A 13998-nucleotide genomic window follows, 5' to 3' on the forward strand; every position below is an offset into this window, starting at 1 on the left:
GAAAGAATGTGTATTAAGGAGGATGTATGACTTTTACCCCACCAGCATTTGAAACATTTAAAATCAGTACGCTAAACTTGAAACCTAAATACTCTCTTTTATTGGAAAGATACAACATTATGGATGGTGCGAATAGTGGCGGATCAAATTCTTGTCTTGAGGTACTAATCGCCAGAACAAATGATGTAATAACATGTAAAACGGATAGAGAGTCACAAGTTGAGGTATTCAATTTATTAATTAATGAGCTCCGTCAAATTCCCAAGGAAAATGAGAAACAAATTGAACAGGGTGCCTTATTTTTGCTGGGTGCATTGCTTCATCGCTATTTTCGCTTAATTAAAGAATATGATGATTTTAATAGTTACGCGTCCTGGACTATCTTTGGCAAATGTGAAGTAACCAGTTGTCGGTTATTCTTAGCAATAAGGAAAGCCTTGCATTTTAAAGAGATAGAGGTCGTTAAAAAGAGATTTAGAGAAGAAGACTTAAAAATTCTTGATGCGGTTACTGCAGTAGAGGCCTTGGAAACGTTCCGCGACAATATGCTCATGGAAAATAAAGATAAAGTTCCTCAGTTTATGAAATACCCCCATTTTGCAAAAGATGAAAATTTTAAACAGTATTTAGGGGACATGATCAAAGAACAGACCAAACGTGGTGAAGCATGCTTGCGCCGATTTAAAGCAATCCATTTTGTTCAATCTCTAGCACTACAAATCGAAGAAGAACGTAAGGAGGTTGAAAAGGATATAGAAAAATGGTGTAAGGCTATCGCAAAGGATTATAAAGATTTTAATGAATTTAGACTTTTAAATGATGTAGCTATTCTTGAAAGTATCATGAAGCATGTCAAATCAGAGAGAGCAAGAAACATAATATTCAAATTATTTTATACCCCTTTCATCCAAGACAATTTAGAAGCTACGGATCACAGTACGTTCCAAACAAAAATGAAAGAATGCCATAATTTTACTTGCAGCTTTATGCTTTTTGGTGGCTATGTTTTATTACTGCAACAGCCCAAATTGCTTGACTCAGACTTGTTATTTACCATGCAACAGGCTTTAGGATTGGAGAAATCTGTTGATGAGTTGACTGTTGAGGATATGCGTGATGGAGTGAAGTTTCTTAGAGAGTATCTTGAAACAGAACCTGCTATTTCGAATGATGTATTAGATTATGAGTTTTTTGGAGGTAAAGATAAGATGAGGGGCGCTATTACAAGAGCGGAAAAAGAATTGACTTTGCCCAAAATTTCCCAAAAAGAGAGCACCGAAATAGTCTTCACCTATTAATTTATTATAAGGTAGTTTGAAAAAGCTCTTTAAGAGCAACGCTCTCGAATTTTGTTACTCGTTCAGACTACCTATTATAATTTGACGAGGCCTTAGCCTTAAAAAAAGGCTTAGACACGAGTATTCTTCTTTTTAAAAACTCATTTTCTTGTTCTACATAATCAAGATCGAAACGAAATAAATTAAATTTTGTTTTTTTATCATAAATATCGATTTCTTCGATTCTTTTTAGTTTATTAACCAAATTTACAGACAGAGGAAGTCCACACAATTCCATGAATACTTTAATAAACCACATGGTTACCATCATGGTTATCAACACGGAATCAGGTATTGATTTATAAAATGCAATCATTGTAAAAATCATACTATCTAAACCTGATGCCAAAAATGAGGATAGAAAAAATCGACTGGCCATATATTTTCCTCGAACTCTAATCTTGGTTTTGGCGATAAGGTATGAATTAAGCGATTCAGAAAGAAGGTAACTGATGAAAGAGGCCAAGATAATTCTGAAGTTAGTGGCTAATAGTGTATCAAAAAGAGCATTATTTGTTGCAAAATTAGGGTTGGGCATATGGATTACGATTTGGCCGTATAAAATGAAAAACACATTAAATATAAATCCACACCAAATAGTACGTCGTGCGTATTTATAACCATATACCTCGGTGATCAGATCAGAAAGTAAAAACGACAATGGGAAGATTAAGGTTCCAGCATCTGTCGTTAACCCCCAAATACGAATTAGACGTGGATCAAACCAATTAGCCAAGACGATGATCATGGTATAGGTTAAGGTTAAATACCATAAATAACTTGAATGAATAATAACGGGACTATTTTTAGATGAGTCGTTTATTGCTGTATCCATTTTCAAAGCTCTAATGAGAACGGGTTGAAATTGGTTTTCAAATCATAATGATCGATATTATCTTTTCTTTTTAAATAGTTTGAAACGTGATACGTAATCGGTAATGCACATACTTCATACAAAACTTTGAATAAATACATCGTGCCGATGATTTGCCAAATTCCAGCGTAAGGTATTATGTATAAAAAGGCAATATGAGTAAAAATGAGTGTATCAATACCAACGCCAATCACGGTACTTGTAATGGCACGAAGCCAAAGCCGCTCTCCAGAAGTTAGCACTTTCAGTTTGGCCAAAATTATTGAATTGGTAAATTCACCAAAAAAATAACTGATGATTGAAGCTAAGAAAACCCTTAAAGTACCATGGTATATAGTCGCATATGCTTCTTGGTGTGGCCAGTAGGGGGATGGGGTCAAATAGATGGTAAGCCAGGTACCTAAAAATACAATCGTATTCGCGAGTAATGCCATCCAAATAATTCGTCTGCTCACTTTGAATCCGTATACTTCGGTTAAAATGTCATCAAACACATAAGTTAACGGGAAAAAAACTAAACCGGCAGCAAAACTGATGGAACCAAAAGCTGCGATTTTAAAAGCAGCTAAATTCGATAAGATTAAAAAAGTTGTAAACAATATTCCTACACTGATGACACTGGATTTGTTTGCTGCACTTTGCTTTGGAAATTTTTTGATTAAATCGAGATTATTGGTTTGTTCTGCAGTATATAAAGCTGCAATATGTGCAACATCTTCATGCGAAAAATTGTCCAGCCAAGTTTTTTGATACAATTCACTCACAGGCTTATCAAATGTTTCTGCTTTACCTGTTACTTGGACTGTAACATAAACTTTCTGGGTATTTTGATAATGGTCATCAATTCCAATAATCCGATATGGACTAGAAATAATTTTATCTGCCGGTACTTGAAATAGTTGTTTAATTTGATGAAATAATTTATTGATCATGATTTGATATGAGGAACAATAATGTCTGGCCGATTGATTATGCCTAATAATAACACAAAAGTCAGTACACTTGTGCCCGGAATAATTGTTGGTGCTTCAATTCAAATGGAGCCCCTTGCCATAACGCATTATGAATTTTTGCGTTCCCCAGCAAATGATCCGCGCATTTGGACTTATATGCCCAATAAAGCGAATGGTGAGTTTTATGAATCCTGGTTTCAAGACTGTTTGATGAAGCAGATTCAAGGCATACAATTCACCTATGTAATAAGGCGAATCAAAGATAATGCATTAATTGGAAGCCGTGCCTACTATGAGATAGAGGCACAGCATAAAAAGTTGGAAGTTGGCTACGGTTGGCTTACCCCATCAGCGTGGGGTAAGCGATATAATCATGAATCTTTGTTATTATTATTTCAGAATGCTTTTGAAGCATGGAATATGAATCGAGTCCAAATTGCAACAGATCCATGTAACGTCAAAAACTATAATACCTTAAAAAAATTAGGTGCGAAGAAGGAAGGTATTCTGCGCCAGCACATGATCCATCATAATGGTCACATTACGGATACGGCGTTATTTAGTATTCTTGCTGAGGAATGGCCTGGTGTGAAAAAGAGGTTGGTGGCGCGATTACAGCGTATAGGGGAGTTATGATAGAAAGACCTCCTATTCGATTTGCTTGTTATACGTCATTTATTAACTAAAAAGTACAGAAAATAAGTAAACTATATAAAAAAAGCTTTTATCTTGTTGTAATGAACAAAAAGACTTAAAATCGAGCACTTTTTTATGGGCGCACCACTATGTCTAAAATAATTGCAACACCCAAGAATTCTTTTTTTAATGATTTACTAATGAAGCAACGTTTTTTAACTCAACCTAATGCGCCTTTTAAATGGGATGAGATGATTGCTAAAAAAGAAAATATAAAAAAAATAAAGCGCGATAAAGACGGCAATGTCCTCTGTGATTACATTGAATCTCGGTTCGCTCATGCTCATGCCAAACTCATTAATGCTAAATTAAGGGAAAGAATTGCAAGCGCAAATGATATGGACCATTTAGACGTTCGAAACATCTTAGCCTATTTCATTAGCGAGGATATAAGTAAGCACTCATCTCCGAGCTCCCAAATTAATTCTTTTCGCCGATGGGTAGATACAGCGCTTATCTTGAGGAAAATGCATAATTATGAAGGATATTTTTTGGTGCGTGACACTTTAATCGAAATGGATAGAGAGAATCAATTAACTGAAAATAAAATGTTTAAATCCTATCTTAAAAAGTACCACCAATTAGTACAAATCGATGCCACACTGATTGATGAGCAGTTAAGAGCTGATTACAGCAGAATCTCATTAAACAGTTTTGCAAACCCAGACGGTTTTGCTAAGAGAGTGAAAGCGAGCCCTGAGCTTAAAACATTTTTTGAGGGTAGGGAGTACATAGAGTCCTGTATTAAAAGAGAGATAAATGAAGCTGAGGAAGACACTCAAATTAAGCGTTTTTGTCACTGGATTGACATAGCGATTAGTCTAAGAAAAAAACATAATTATGAGGGATATTTTTTAGTGATTAGCAATTTACAATTGCACGATAAGATCATTCAAGGCGACTTTCCCAGGTCTTATCTCAAAAAGTACAACCAACTTCTTGAGCATGCTAGTCCTTTCGGCAATTTTGCAACCCTCAGAAAAATATGGGATGAAGATAATTCCCCTAATAAATTAAGAGCTACATTTTACTGGTCCAAAGAGTTAGCTAATCTTAATGAAAAAATGGACCAGCAAGAAGATAATAGGGAAGTACTCGCTACAATGCATCAAGAAAAAAATAGAAAACTTGCTCTGATCAATAAAGAGCAGCAAAGTTTTGCTGATCGTGCTGGAAGCTACTCAACGAGTATACCGAAGCATTTAAAATCTAAGTATGCCACGATCCAGGAACAATACAAAAACCGTAAAGAAAAAGGAAATGTCCCCCATCCATAGATCCAAGAGGGGGGTAAAAATTTAGAGACTGGCCAATGAAAAATGATTTATCTCCCAAAAGTACTTTGAGAGACAAATCCTTGCAACTAGTGGCTCTTAAACTGCATCTCGCCATCCTTATAGGTTACTTTAATCGTTTCACCTGCTTTAAATTTCCCTGTCAATATATCTTGAGCCAAAGGATTTTCCATTTGTTGCTGAATGGTACGTTTTAAAGGTCTTGCACCATATACCGGATCAAAACCTGCTTCTGCTAAATGCGTTAAAGCTTCTTGAGTTACATCAAGATGAATATCTTGATGCTTCAGGCGTTTTTGCAAATAGGCAATTTGAATTGCAGCAATTTTTGCAATTTGCTCTTTTTCAAGTGAATGAAAGACCACAGTATCATCTATACGATTAATAAATTCAGGACGAAAATGCTGTCGAACCATTTCCATTACTGCATCTTTAATTTGTTCGTATTTGAATTTATTACCCATTTCTTGGATGAGGTTGGATCCAAGATTTGAGGTCATGACAATAATGGTATTGCGGAAATCTACGGTACGCCCTTGGCCATCTGTCAAACGACCATCGTCCATGACTTGTAACAGTATATTGAACACATCGGCATGTGCCTTTTCTACTTCATCAAGTAATATCACAGAATAAGGTCTACGACGAACTGCCTCCGTTAAATATCCTCCTTCTTCATAACCTACGTATCCTGGTGGTGCTCCAATCAGACGAGCAACAGAATGTTTTTCCATAAATTCCGACATGTCAATTCGTACCATGGCTTCTTCTGTATCAAAGAGGAACGAAGCCAATGCCTTACATAGTTCTGTTTTACCTACACCAGTTGGGCCAAGGAATAAAAATGAACCGATGGGGCGATTAGGATCGGATAAACCAGCACGTGAACGGCGAATCGCATTGGAGACAGCATCTATGGCCTCATTTTGGCCTATAAGACGATTATGCAATACTTCCTCCATCCGCAGTAATTTTTCTTTTTCGCCCTCCATCATTTTGGCAACAGGGATACCTGTCCATTTAGAAACGACTTCGGCAACCTCATCTTCTGTCACTTTGTTACGTACTAATTTATTCTCATGAGATTCTACTTCAGCTACTTGGGCTAAGCGCTTTTCAAGTTCTGGAATACGTCCATATTGTAACTCAGACATACGACTCAGATCCCCAGCTCGGCGTGCAGTTTCCATTTCAAGTTTTGCTTGCTCCAGTGATTCTTTAATTTGGGTGGCTCCTTGCATCGTTGCTTTTTCAGCTTTCCATACTTCCTCCAAATCAGAATAGTTATGTTCCAACTCGTCAATGGTATGTTGCAAATCTTCAAGCCGCTTTTTAGATGCTTCATCATGTTCTTTTTTGAGGGCTTCACGTTCAATTTTCAGTTGAATCAAACGTCGCTCCAATTTATCCATACTTTCTGGTTTTGAATCGATTTCCATACGAATCAAACTTCCTGCTTCATCGATTAAATCAATCGCTTTATCCGGTAATTGTCTGTCGGTAATATAACGATGAGATAAAGTAGCCGCTGCGACAATCGCTGGATCAGTAATTTCAACTCCATGATGTACTTCATAACGCTCTTTTAGACCCCGAAGAATGGCAATTGTGTCCTCAACACTGGGCTCATCAACCAAAACCTTCTGGAAGCGTCGTTCTAAAGCAGCATCTTTTTCGATGTATTGACGATATTCATCCAAGGTGGTTGCACCGATGCAATGAAGTTCGCCGCGTGCTAAAGCGGGTTTCAACATGTTGCCTGCATCCATTGCGCCCTCAGCTTTTCCTGCGCCAACCATGGTATGAATTTCATCGATAAAGAGAATAATCTGACCTTCTTGTTTGGCTAAATCATTAAGAACAGCTTTAAGCCGTTCTTCGAATTCACCGCGATATTTTGCTCCAGCGATTAAGGCGCCCATATCGAGAGAGAGTAAGCGTTTGTTCTTTAAACCTTCAGGCACCTCGCCATTAATGATGCGCTGAGCCAATCCTTCAACAATCGCGGTTTTTCCTACACCGGGTTCACCGATTAAAACCGGATTGTTTTTAGTGCGTCTTTGCAACACTTGGATGGTTCTACGAATTTCATCATCACGACCAATTACAGGATCTAATTTACCTTGTTCCGCACGAGCGGTTAAGTCAAGCGTATATTTTTCTAAAGCTTGACGTTGCTCCTCGGCGTTAGGATCGTTAATCGTTTCACCACCTCGTAGTTCTTTGATTGCGCTTTCGATGGCTTTCACTTCGCCACCAGCTTGTTTCATGATCCGACAGAGACTACCTTCTTCGCTAATTGCTGCTAACACAAAAAGTTCACTGGAGATAAAATTGTCTTTCTTTTGTTGGGCTAGCTTATCCGTAAGATTTAATAACCGGTTTAATCCATTGGAAATGTGGATATCACCACCAGTTCCAGATACTTTAGGAAGTTTATCCAATGCTTGATCTAAAAGTGTTCTTAATAGAGGAATATTAACTCCGGCTTTACTGAGCAAGGGCCTGCAACTCCCTCCTTGCTGATCGAGAAGAGCCTTCATGAGATGTTCTGGTTCTATAAAGCCATTATCTCTTCCCAGAGCCATTGATTGGGCATCTGCTAAGGCTATTTGAAACTTTGATGTTAGTTTATCCATTCTCATAATATATAACCTTTTAGTAGGTGTTAATTTTCTGCAAATGTTCACCACGTTTCATCGTGAGCGATCTGAGTTCAAAAAAAATACCTTGATACGAATGAGCACCGCGTATTTTTCTTGGTTGAGAGTGTCCAAACCGCTCTCAAATACAGCTTTTTCCCACAGTATTCAAAATGTGACGAATACTTACAATTTTCTTGTATCTACCGTAAAATGAGGTTTAATTTAATTATTTCAAGTGACTCATTATGACAAATGACCATCCTTCTAATTCTACTCCGGATTCGCAAGCTTTGCTGAACCAAATTATCATTGATTACATGAAAGAGGCAAAGAGGAAACGCAGATGGAAATGGATAATGCGTGTTATTTATTTGTTAATTATTTTATTTATTGTCTATCGCGTGTCATTAAGTACTAATGAAGACTCAGGCCTCAATGTCAAAGATCATGTCGGTGTAATCGATATAACCGGTGAAATGGCTGAGGCGAAAGCCAATGCAGATGATTTCGCTAAGGGATTGGATTCAGCTTATAAAAATTCAGGGTTAAAGGCATTAATTATTCGCATCAATAGCCCTGGAGGCAGTCCGGTTCAGGCTGAGTACATGTATAACATGATCAAGTTTTATCAAAAAAAATATCCGGATATAAAAATATATTCAGTGTGTGTGGATGCGTGTGCGTCTGCTGCATATTATGTTGCTGTTGCAACGGATATGATTTATGCAAGCCCTGCAAGCATGGTGGGGTCTATTGGGGTTTTGTATAATGGTTTTGGTTTTGTTGATCTGATCAATAAAATTGGTATTTCTCGTAGATTACAAACATCAGGTGTCAATAAGTCATTTTTGGATCCTTTCTCTCCTGAAACCGATTTTGCGAAACAAAAATTGCAAGTGATGCTGGATCAGGTTCATCAACAATTTATTAATAGAGTAAAAGAAGGGCGGGGAAGTCGTTTACATATTGATGATGAGACATTTTCTGGCCTTTTTTGGACTGGTGAACAAGCTTTAACTATGGGGTTAATTGATGGTTTTGCGAGCAGCGGACAGTTGGCTCGTGACGTGATTAAAATTCCTGATGTTATTGACTATACTCATAAGCAAAATCTGTTTGATCGCGTAACCAGAAATCTGGGAACTGCATTGGCTGACGAGCTTCCTTTAAGTTTCGGAGCCAAACAAGGGTTTCAATAAATTTGTAGTTTGGATTTTTTGTAGCCCGGATTAGCGTCGTGTGATCCGGGCTGGAGTCCTGAAAAGAGAATCCCCCTAACTCGTTCGAAGAGAGGGGATAGGGTTCACAATAATTGTTCTTATTTCAAAACAGGTGAAATTGTTTGTAATAATGATTTAAATACTTTAGGAGTTCCGGCAACAATATCCCCGTGCTTGAGAAAATCATCGCCTCCTTGCAAATCACTAATCAATCCACCTGCTTCTCTAATTAATAATGATCCTGCCGCAATATCCCAAGGACGCAAGCCTAATTCCCAAAAACCATCAAGTCGCCCACTTGCGACATAGGCCAAATCAAGCGCTGCTGAGCCAGTTCTTCTAATCCCAGCACATTTACCCAATAAAGCTTCGAAAGTAGGTAAGTATTTTTGTGCAATACTGATATCGCGCGATGGGAAGCCGGTTCCTAGAAGTGAAGCTATAAGTTGTGTCTGTTTGGAAACACGTATTCTACGATCATTCAATCGTGCTCCGCGACCTCGGCTTGCAGCGAAACACTCATGTCTTAATGGATCGTATATAACCCCATGTTCTATCCTTCCTTTCACTTTCACTGCTATAGAAACGGAAAAGAATGGAAAGCCGTGTAGATAATTGGATGTACCATCGAGAGGATCAATAATCCAGATTGATTCTCCATCTCCTTCCTGTAAGCCACTTTCTTCAGCAAGAATACCATGCTCTGGATAGGCCTTATGGATTGTATGGATAATTGCTTGTTCGGCTTTGATGTCTACTTCACTAAAATATTCATGGTTATTTTTAGCGGTAATTTTAAGACGATCCACTTGCTCCATATGTCGAATAATAATTTCACCGGCCTGTCGTGCTGCGTTAACTGCTATATTTAAAAGTGGTTCCATGAATATACTCTTTAATCTACAAAACCGGTGATTCTAACATATTTTTTTTGAACAAAGAGAGTGAAATATGAAAAAAGCAAAAATCGTAAAAAAGGGTGTTCAATGATATTATAGAGTGCTCTTAATGTCTGAATAAAAAGTTTTTATGAATTTAAGTTCTATCCGTATCATTTTAGTAGCAACATCTCATCCAGGTAACATAGGCTCAACAGCCAGGGCAATGAAAACAATGGGATTAAGTTCACTGTATTTAGTACAGCCAAAATCTTTTCCTGATTATAAGGCAAAAGAAATGGCGGCTGGTGCCGATGATCTATTAGAGCATGCCATTGTTACTGAAACTTTGGACGAAGCCTTGATTGGATGCCAGCTTATTCTGGGAACCAGTGCACGGCCAAGAGGTATTTCCTTACCCGGGTTAGTCCCCGCTTCTTGTGCGGACTTAATTAGTCAACACGCGGACAATACTCAAATTGCGATTGTATTTGGAAGAGAGCATGCAGGTCTTACCAACGAAGAACTGCTAAAATGTCATTATCACATTAATATTCCAAGCAATCCCGAGTACAGCTCTCTCAATTTAGCCCAGGCTGTGCAGATTATTGCTTATGAATTGCGAATGAAATTATTAGCACCTAAGGCCGAAGTGGCATTGCGGCAGGATGAGTATGCTACAGCAGATGAAATCGAGCAATTTTACGAACATCTAAGGGAAGTTTTTATTGAGATTCAATTTTTAAAAACTTCAAATCCACGACGATTAATGCAGCGGGTACGACGTTTATTTAATCGTGTAAACTTAGAAAAAATGGAAGTTAATCTGTTACGAGGAATGTTAAGTCAGGTACAAAAATCATTAGAATGGGCTAGGAAAAGAGGATTAAGTGAACGGGATAATTAAAATACCAATCTATTTTGATTATATGGCAACAACGCCTGTTGATCCGCGTGTTGTGGAGCGCATGATCCATTATCTAGGGCCGGAAGGGGATTTTGGTAATCCTTCTTCTATAACCCATGAATATGGAAGAATTGCAGCTCTTGCTGTAGATCACGCTCGTGCACAAGTTGCCAATTCAATTCATGCATCGGCACAAGATATAGTATTTACCTCGGGAGCCACCGAAGCAAATAATTTGGCAATAATCGGCGCAGCACATTTTTACAAGAATAAAGGGAAGCATGTAGTTACTATGAGTACAGAGCATAAAGCGGTGCTCGATAGTTTTAACCGGTTGGAAAAAGATGGATTCGAGGTAACTTACCTTCATCCTAAACCCAATGGATTACTCGACCTGGAACAATTGGCTCAAGTATTAAGACCCGATACTATTTTGGTTTCCATCATGCATGTAAACAATGAAATTGGTGTGATTCAGGATATTGAGTCCATTGGTGCTTTATTACGTAATAAAGGAATCCTGTTTCATGTGGATGCAGCACAAAGCGCAGGAAAAATTCCGATCGATTTGACGCGTCTTTCTGTTGATTTAATGGCACTTTCGGCACATAAAAATTACGGTCCGAAAGGGGTTGGCGCCCTTTATGTCAGACACAAACCCCGAATTCGTCTCCAACCACAAAGTTTTGGGGGTGGACATGAAGGTGGGTTACGTTCGGGAACCTTGGCTACTCATCAAATTGTGGGTATGGGGGAGGCCTTCGAGTTAGCTGAACGGGTGCGAGAAGAGGAGCAATTACGATTTTTAAAATATCGCCAGCACTTATGGGAGGGGATTAAACATTTGCCGGGTATTCAGCTCAATGGAGACGAACAAAAACGGATTGCAGGTAATCTGAATTTCAGTTTTGCTGGTTTAGATGGGGATTCCCTATTGTTAGCCTTGAATGAATTAGCAGTATCCACTACATCAGCCTGCAGTTCTGCCAGTATTCAACCCTCCTATGTATTGAGAGAAATAGGGCTAAGCGATGATTTAGCACAAAGTACGATAAGATTATCCCTAGGTCGTTTTACCAAGGAAGAAGAAGTGGAGCACGCGATTCATGTTATTTGTACGCAAGTAACTCGATTGCGCGAAATGTCGCCATCATGATATATAATAAAAAAGTACAGGAGTGTTTTTTTTCACCCCGACATGTGGGCGTTATTGATTTAAGTGAGCGTTTTACAATCGGTGTTAAAAACAAGCAAAAAGGTCAAGGGCTTATTGAGCTTTACATTCAGTGTAATTCAGATGGTACAATTGTACGAGCTTGCTTTAGAACGAATGGTAACCCTTATATTGTTGCAAGTTTGGAATGGTTATGCAGGCAGCTGGAAGGGCATACTCCATATACTGTCCCGCAAATTGATTATCAGCTCATTGTTAAAGAATTGGATATCCCTGTTGCTCAGTACCCTATCGCATTAAGAATTATGGATGTTTTTAAAGAAGCATTGCTTTTAATAAAAGATAAATCGAATTGAGAGGTAATATAAAATGAGTGTCGTCATGCATCATGTAGAAAGTGCTGTACCTGAAATCAGTTTTACTGACGCAGCGATAAAACATGTAGTGTCTTATTTGCAGAAAAACCCTGAATATACGGGAATTCGCTTATCAGTAAAAAAAACGGGTTGTTCTGGTTTATCTTATGTCGTGGATTATGTCCTAGCTCCTCAAGATACCGATTTGAAACTTGCTTTGACTGAAAATTATGTTGTATGCATTGATAAGTCCAGTTATCCCTTTCTACAAAATATGAGTGTTGATTATGTAAAACAGGGATTAAATTATAAATTTGTTTTCAATAACCCGAATCAGACAGGTCAATGCGGATGTGGGGAAAGTTTTACAGTGGATTAGAATAATTCCTCTGGCGGCAATAAAACAACCCGCCATCCCGAGCTCAGCGAGGTATCTCCATCCTGTAGCATGTATTATGATAAGAGAACATTCACTGTATTCGAGATGGCATGCATCTATTATTATACAGAAAAACGGAAACTCGCGTGATGCTCTTTAATTTGTTTTCGGCTTAATTGTTGCTTATTTGAAAAAAAACCTAAAAATCGATTCAACTCCATTTTGGCTGAGGCTCCGAAAATCGATTCATCATCAGTACCGGATACAATGGGATCACTGACATCTTGATAAATCGAGGTCACTGGATGAGGCTCTTTTTCAAGATGCCAATTCAACTTGCTGTGGCAGCTGGGACAAACCTCTATCGGAAGTCCCAATTTGCTAATCCGTTCTTTTTGTAATTGAGTTAGGTAAATGCAATGACCTAACCGTACTTTACCATGTAGGGGATTTTTGTCTTGCCCTGGTTGTTGTAATTTCCATTCCTCTAAAGCAGTTAAGATTGCGTCTGTGTCCTTTCGTTCTTGTTCACTATCAGACTCACCTGTATGAATAGCAATGGCGATACCATTTTTTAAAGCCAATAGAATCACTTGAGCTAACTCGTCCCCTGCAAGCGTTCTTTTGGCTACGGGGTTTCCAGAAATATCCAAACCGACTAAAAGATTATTAGGGCTTTTTAATATGTGTTCGATAAAGTCATTTGCATCTGCCAAAGTGTGTAAGGTTCTATCTAAACTTAATAATCCCACCGCTTTTTTATTCGGTATTTTTTCACGCGCTTGCAATAGGCCAGAGACAAAAGCATGGATATATTTATCACGCGATTCATTTCCCATTTCTTTGGGGGTTGTTCTTATTTCAAGATATTTCGCTTCGGAGCATTGCACTACATCCACGACTCCCTCAGAAATATCATCAAGATCTTGGATTATTTTGTGGATCAGGCCAAATTGTTTCCAAATAATGTCGATTAACTCTTTGCTATAGCCATTTTCTGGCTGTTGGTTTGTATTGAGGAGGTATTCAGTCCGTATGTTTATCAACGCATTGTAGAGCTCGAGGCAATTGTGTTTTTTGGCTATTTTTTTTAAAAACTTCAAACTAAAACTTCCATTTAAATGACAATGCAGGTCACCTGTGTGTTTTTTGGTCATATTTGTCCTTAAAAAAAAATTAATTGAATCAGTTTATTAAGAATATTTTTAAAATAAATAGGTGTTGCTGATTTTTTTTGTGAAGGAAATAAAATGTGCAAAATTTCTTATTAATATCTGACACTTG

13 protein-coding genes are annotated in these 13998 nt (G+C 38.0%); 8 read left to right on the forward strand and 5 right to left on the reverse strand.

Annotated elements, in window-relative coordinates; genetic code table 11:
- Positions 1-26: 26 nt before the first annotated feature.
- Positions 27-1298 carry a hypothetical protein gene (locus OQJ13_RS15630; RefSeq protein WP_265711774.1) on the forward strand — a complete coding sequence of 424 codons (1272 nt, stop codon included), beginning with the start codon at positions 27-29 and terminating at the stop codon, positions 1296-1298.
- Between the two features lie 67 nt (positions 1299-1365).
- Here the strand turns inward: OQJ13_RS15630 and OQJ13_RS15635 are convergent, their stop codons facing one another.
- Together OQJ13_RS15635 and OQJ13_RS15640 are read right to left on the reverse strand one after the other, a co-directional pair.
- Positions 1366-2172: a queuosine precursor transporter gene (locus OQJ13_RS15635; protein ID WP_265711775.1), complete on the reverse strand. Its 807-nt coding sequence runs from the start codon at positions 2170-2172 to the stop codon at positions 1366-1368.
- 2 nt (positions 2173-2174) lie between these two features.
- The gene (locus OQJ13_RS15640; RefSeq protein WP_265711777.1) at positions 2175-3143 is read right to left on the reverse strand and encodes a queuosine precursor transporter; all 969 of its coding nucleotides are present in this window, start codon (positions 3141-3143) and stop codon (positions 2175-2177) included.
- 21 nt (positions 3144-3164) lie between these two features.
- Here OQJ13_RS15640 and OQJ13_RS15645 point away from each other — a divergent pair, with 21 nt between their 5' ends.
- Both OQJ13_RS15645 and OQJ13_RS15650 read left to right on the forward strand, forming a co-directional pair.
- Positions 3165-3800 (forward strand): GNAT family N-acetyltransferase, encoded by a 636-nt coding sequence (locus OQJ13_RS15645; RefSeq protein WP_265711778.1) that lies wholly within the window; start codon positions 3165-3167, stop codon positions 3798-3800.
- A gap of 149 nt (positions 3801-3949) precedes the next feature.
- On the forward strand, positions 3950-5137 hold the full coding sequence (locus OQJ13_RS15650; RefSeq protein ID WP_265711779.1) for a RasGEF domain-containing protein: 1188 nt from the start codon (positions 3950-3952) through the stop codon (positions 5135-5137).
- Positions 5138-5223: 86 nt separating this feature from the next.
- On the opposite strand, the gene clpB is transcribed toward OQJ13_RS15650, so the two are convergent.
- Positions 5224-7800: an ATP-dependent chaperone ClpB gene (clpB, locus tag OQJ13_RS15655; protein ID WP_265711780.1), complete on the reverse strand. Its 2577-nt coding sequence runs from the start codon at positions 7798-7800 to the stop codon at positions 5224-5226.
- 245 nt (positions 7801-8045) lie between these two features.
- On the opposite strand from clpB, the gene OQJ13_RS15660 reads away from it, so the two are divergent.
- Positions 8046-8999, forward strand: a complete 954-nt coding sequence (locus OQJ13_RS15660) for a S49 family peptidase (RefSeq protein WP_265711781.1) — start codon at positions 8046-8048, stop codon at positions 8997-8999.
- Between the two features lie 119 nt (positions 9000-9118).
- On the opposite strand, the gene OQJ13_RS15665 is transcribed toward OQJ13_RS15660, so the two are convergent.
- Entirely contained in the window at positions 9119-9904 is a 786-nt protein-coding gene (locus OQJ13_RS15665; protein WP_265711782.1) for an inositol monophosphatase family protein, read from the reverse strand.
- A 145-nt stretch (positions 9905-10049) separates the two neighbouring features.
- On the opposite strand from OQJ13_RS15665, the gene trmJ reads away from it, so the two are divergent.
- The 4 genes from trmJ to OQJ13_RS15685 are packed head-to-tail and all read left to right on the forward strand — an operon-like array spanning position 10050 to position 12714.
- Positions 10050-10805, forward strand: a complete 756-nt coding sequence (trmJ, locus tag OQJ13_RS15670) for a tRNA (cytosine(32)/uridine(32)-2'-O)-methyltransferase TrmJ (RefSeq protein ID WP_028381840.1) — start codon at positions 10050-10052, stop codon at positions 10803-10805.
- The gene (locus tag OQJ13_RS15675; protein WP_416209917.1) at positions 10789-11961 is read left to right on the forward strand and encodes an IscS subfamily cysteine desulfurase; all 1173 of its coding nucleotides are present in this window, start codon (positions 10789-10791) and stop codon (positions 11959-11961) included. The genes trmJ and OQJ13_RS15675 overlap by 17 nt, the downstream gene beginning before the upstream one ends.
- Positions 11958-12335: an iron-sulfur cluster assembly scaffold protein gene (locus tag OQJ13_RS15680; protein ID WP_265711783.1), complete on the forward strand. Its 378-nt coding sequence runs from the start codon at positions 11958-11960 to the stop codon at positions 12333-12335. The genes OQJ13_RS15675 and OQJ13_RS15680 overlap by 4 nt, the downstream gene beginning before the upstream one ends.
- 13 nt (positions 12336-12348) lie before the next feature.
- The gene (locus OQJ13_RS15685; protein WP_265711784.1) at positions 12349-12714 is read left to right on the forward strand and encodes a HesB/IscA family protein; all 366 of its coding nucleotides are present in this window, start codon (positions 12349-12351) and stop codon (positions 12712-12714) included.
- A gap of 122 nt (positions 12715-12836) precedes the next feature.
- On the opposite strand, the gene OQJ13_RS15690 is transcribed toward OQJ13_RS15685, so the two are convergent.
- Complete coding sequence (locus OQJ13_RS15690; protein WP_265711785.1) at positions 12837-13871, reverse strand: hypothetical protein; 1035 nt, start codon at positions 13869-13871, stop codon at positions 12837-12839.
- Positions 13872-13998: the final 127 nt, after the last annotated feature.

Source organism: Legionella sp. PATHC035 (assembly GCF_026191115.1).
Taxonomy (GTDB): domain Bacteria; phylum Pseudomonadota; class Gammaproteobacteria; order Legionellales; family Legionellaceae; genus Legionella.

Excerpts from the sequence above, each read along its gene's own strand:
- OQJ13_RS15630 (WP_265711774.1), top strand. The coding sequence starts at position 27 with ATGACTTTTACCCCACCAGCATTTGAAACATTTAAAATCAGTACGCTA.
- OQJ13_RS15635 (WP_265711775.1), bottom strand. The coding sequence starts at position 2,172 with ATGGATACAGCAATAAACGACTCATCTAAAAATAGTCCCGTTATTATT.
- OQJ13_RS15640 (WP_265711777.1), bottom strand. The coding sequence starts at position 3,143 with ATGATCAATAAATTATTTCATCAAATTAAACAACTATTTCAAGTACCG.
- OQJ13_RS15645 (WP_265711778.1), top strand. The coding sequence starts at position 3,165 with ATGTCTGGCCGATTGATTATGCCTAATAATAACACAAAAGTCAGTACA.
- OQJ13_RS15650 (WP_265711779.1), top strand. The coding sequence starts at position 3,950 with ATGTCTAAAATAATTGCAACACCCAAGAATTCTTTTTTTAATGATTTA.
- clpB (WP_265711780.1), bottom strand. The coding sequence starts at position 7,800 with ATGAGAATGGATAAACTAACATCAAAGTTTCAAATAGCCTTAGCAGAT.
- OQJ13_RS15660 (WP_265711781.1), top strand. The coding sequence starts at position 8,046 with ATGACAAATGACCATCCTTCTAATTCTACTCCGGATTCGCAAGCTTTG.
- OQJ13_RS15665 (WP_265711782.1), bottom strand. The coding sequence starts at position 9,904 with ATGGAACCACTTTTAAATATAGCAGTTAACGCAGCACGACAGGCCGGT.
- trmJ (WP_028381840.1), top strand. The coding sequence starts at position 10,050 with ATGAATTTAAGTTCTATCCGTATCATTTTAGTAGCAACATCTCATCCA.
- OQJ13_RS15680 (WP_265711783.1), top strand. The coding sequence starts at position 11,958 with ATGATATATAATAAAAAAGTACAGGAGTGTTTTTTTTCACCCCGACAT.
- OQJ13_RS15685 (WP_265711784.1), top strand. The coding sequence starts at position 12,349 with ATGAGTGTCGTCATGCATCATGTAGAAAGTGCTGTACCTGAAATCAGT.
- OQJ13_RS15690 (WP_265711785.1), bottom strand. The coding sequence starts at position 13,871 with ATGACCAAAAAACACACAGGTGACCTGCATTGTCATTTAAATGGAAGT.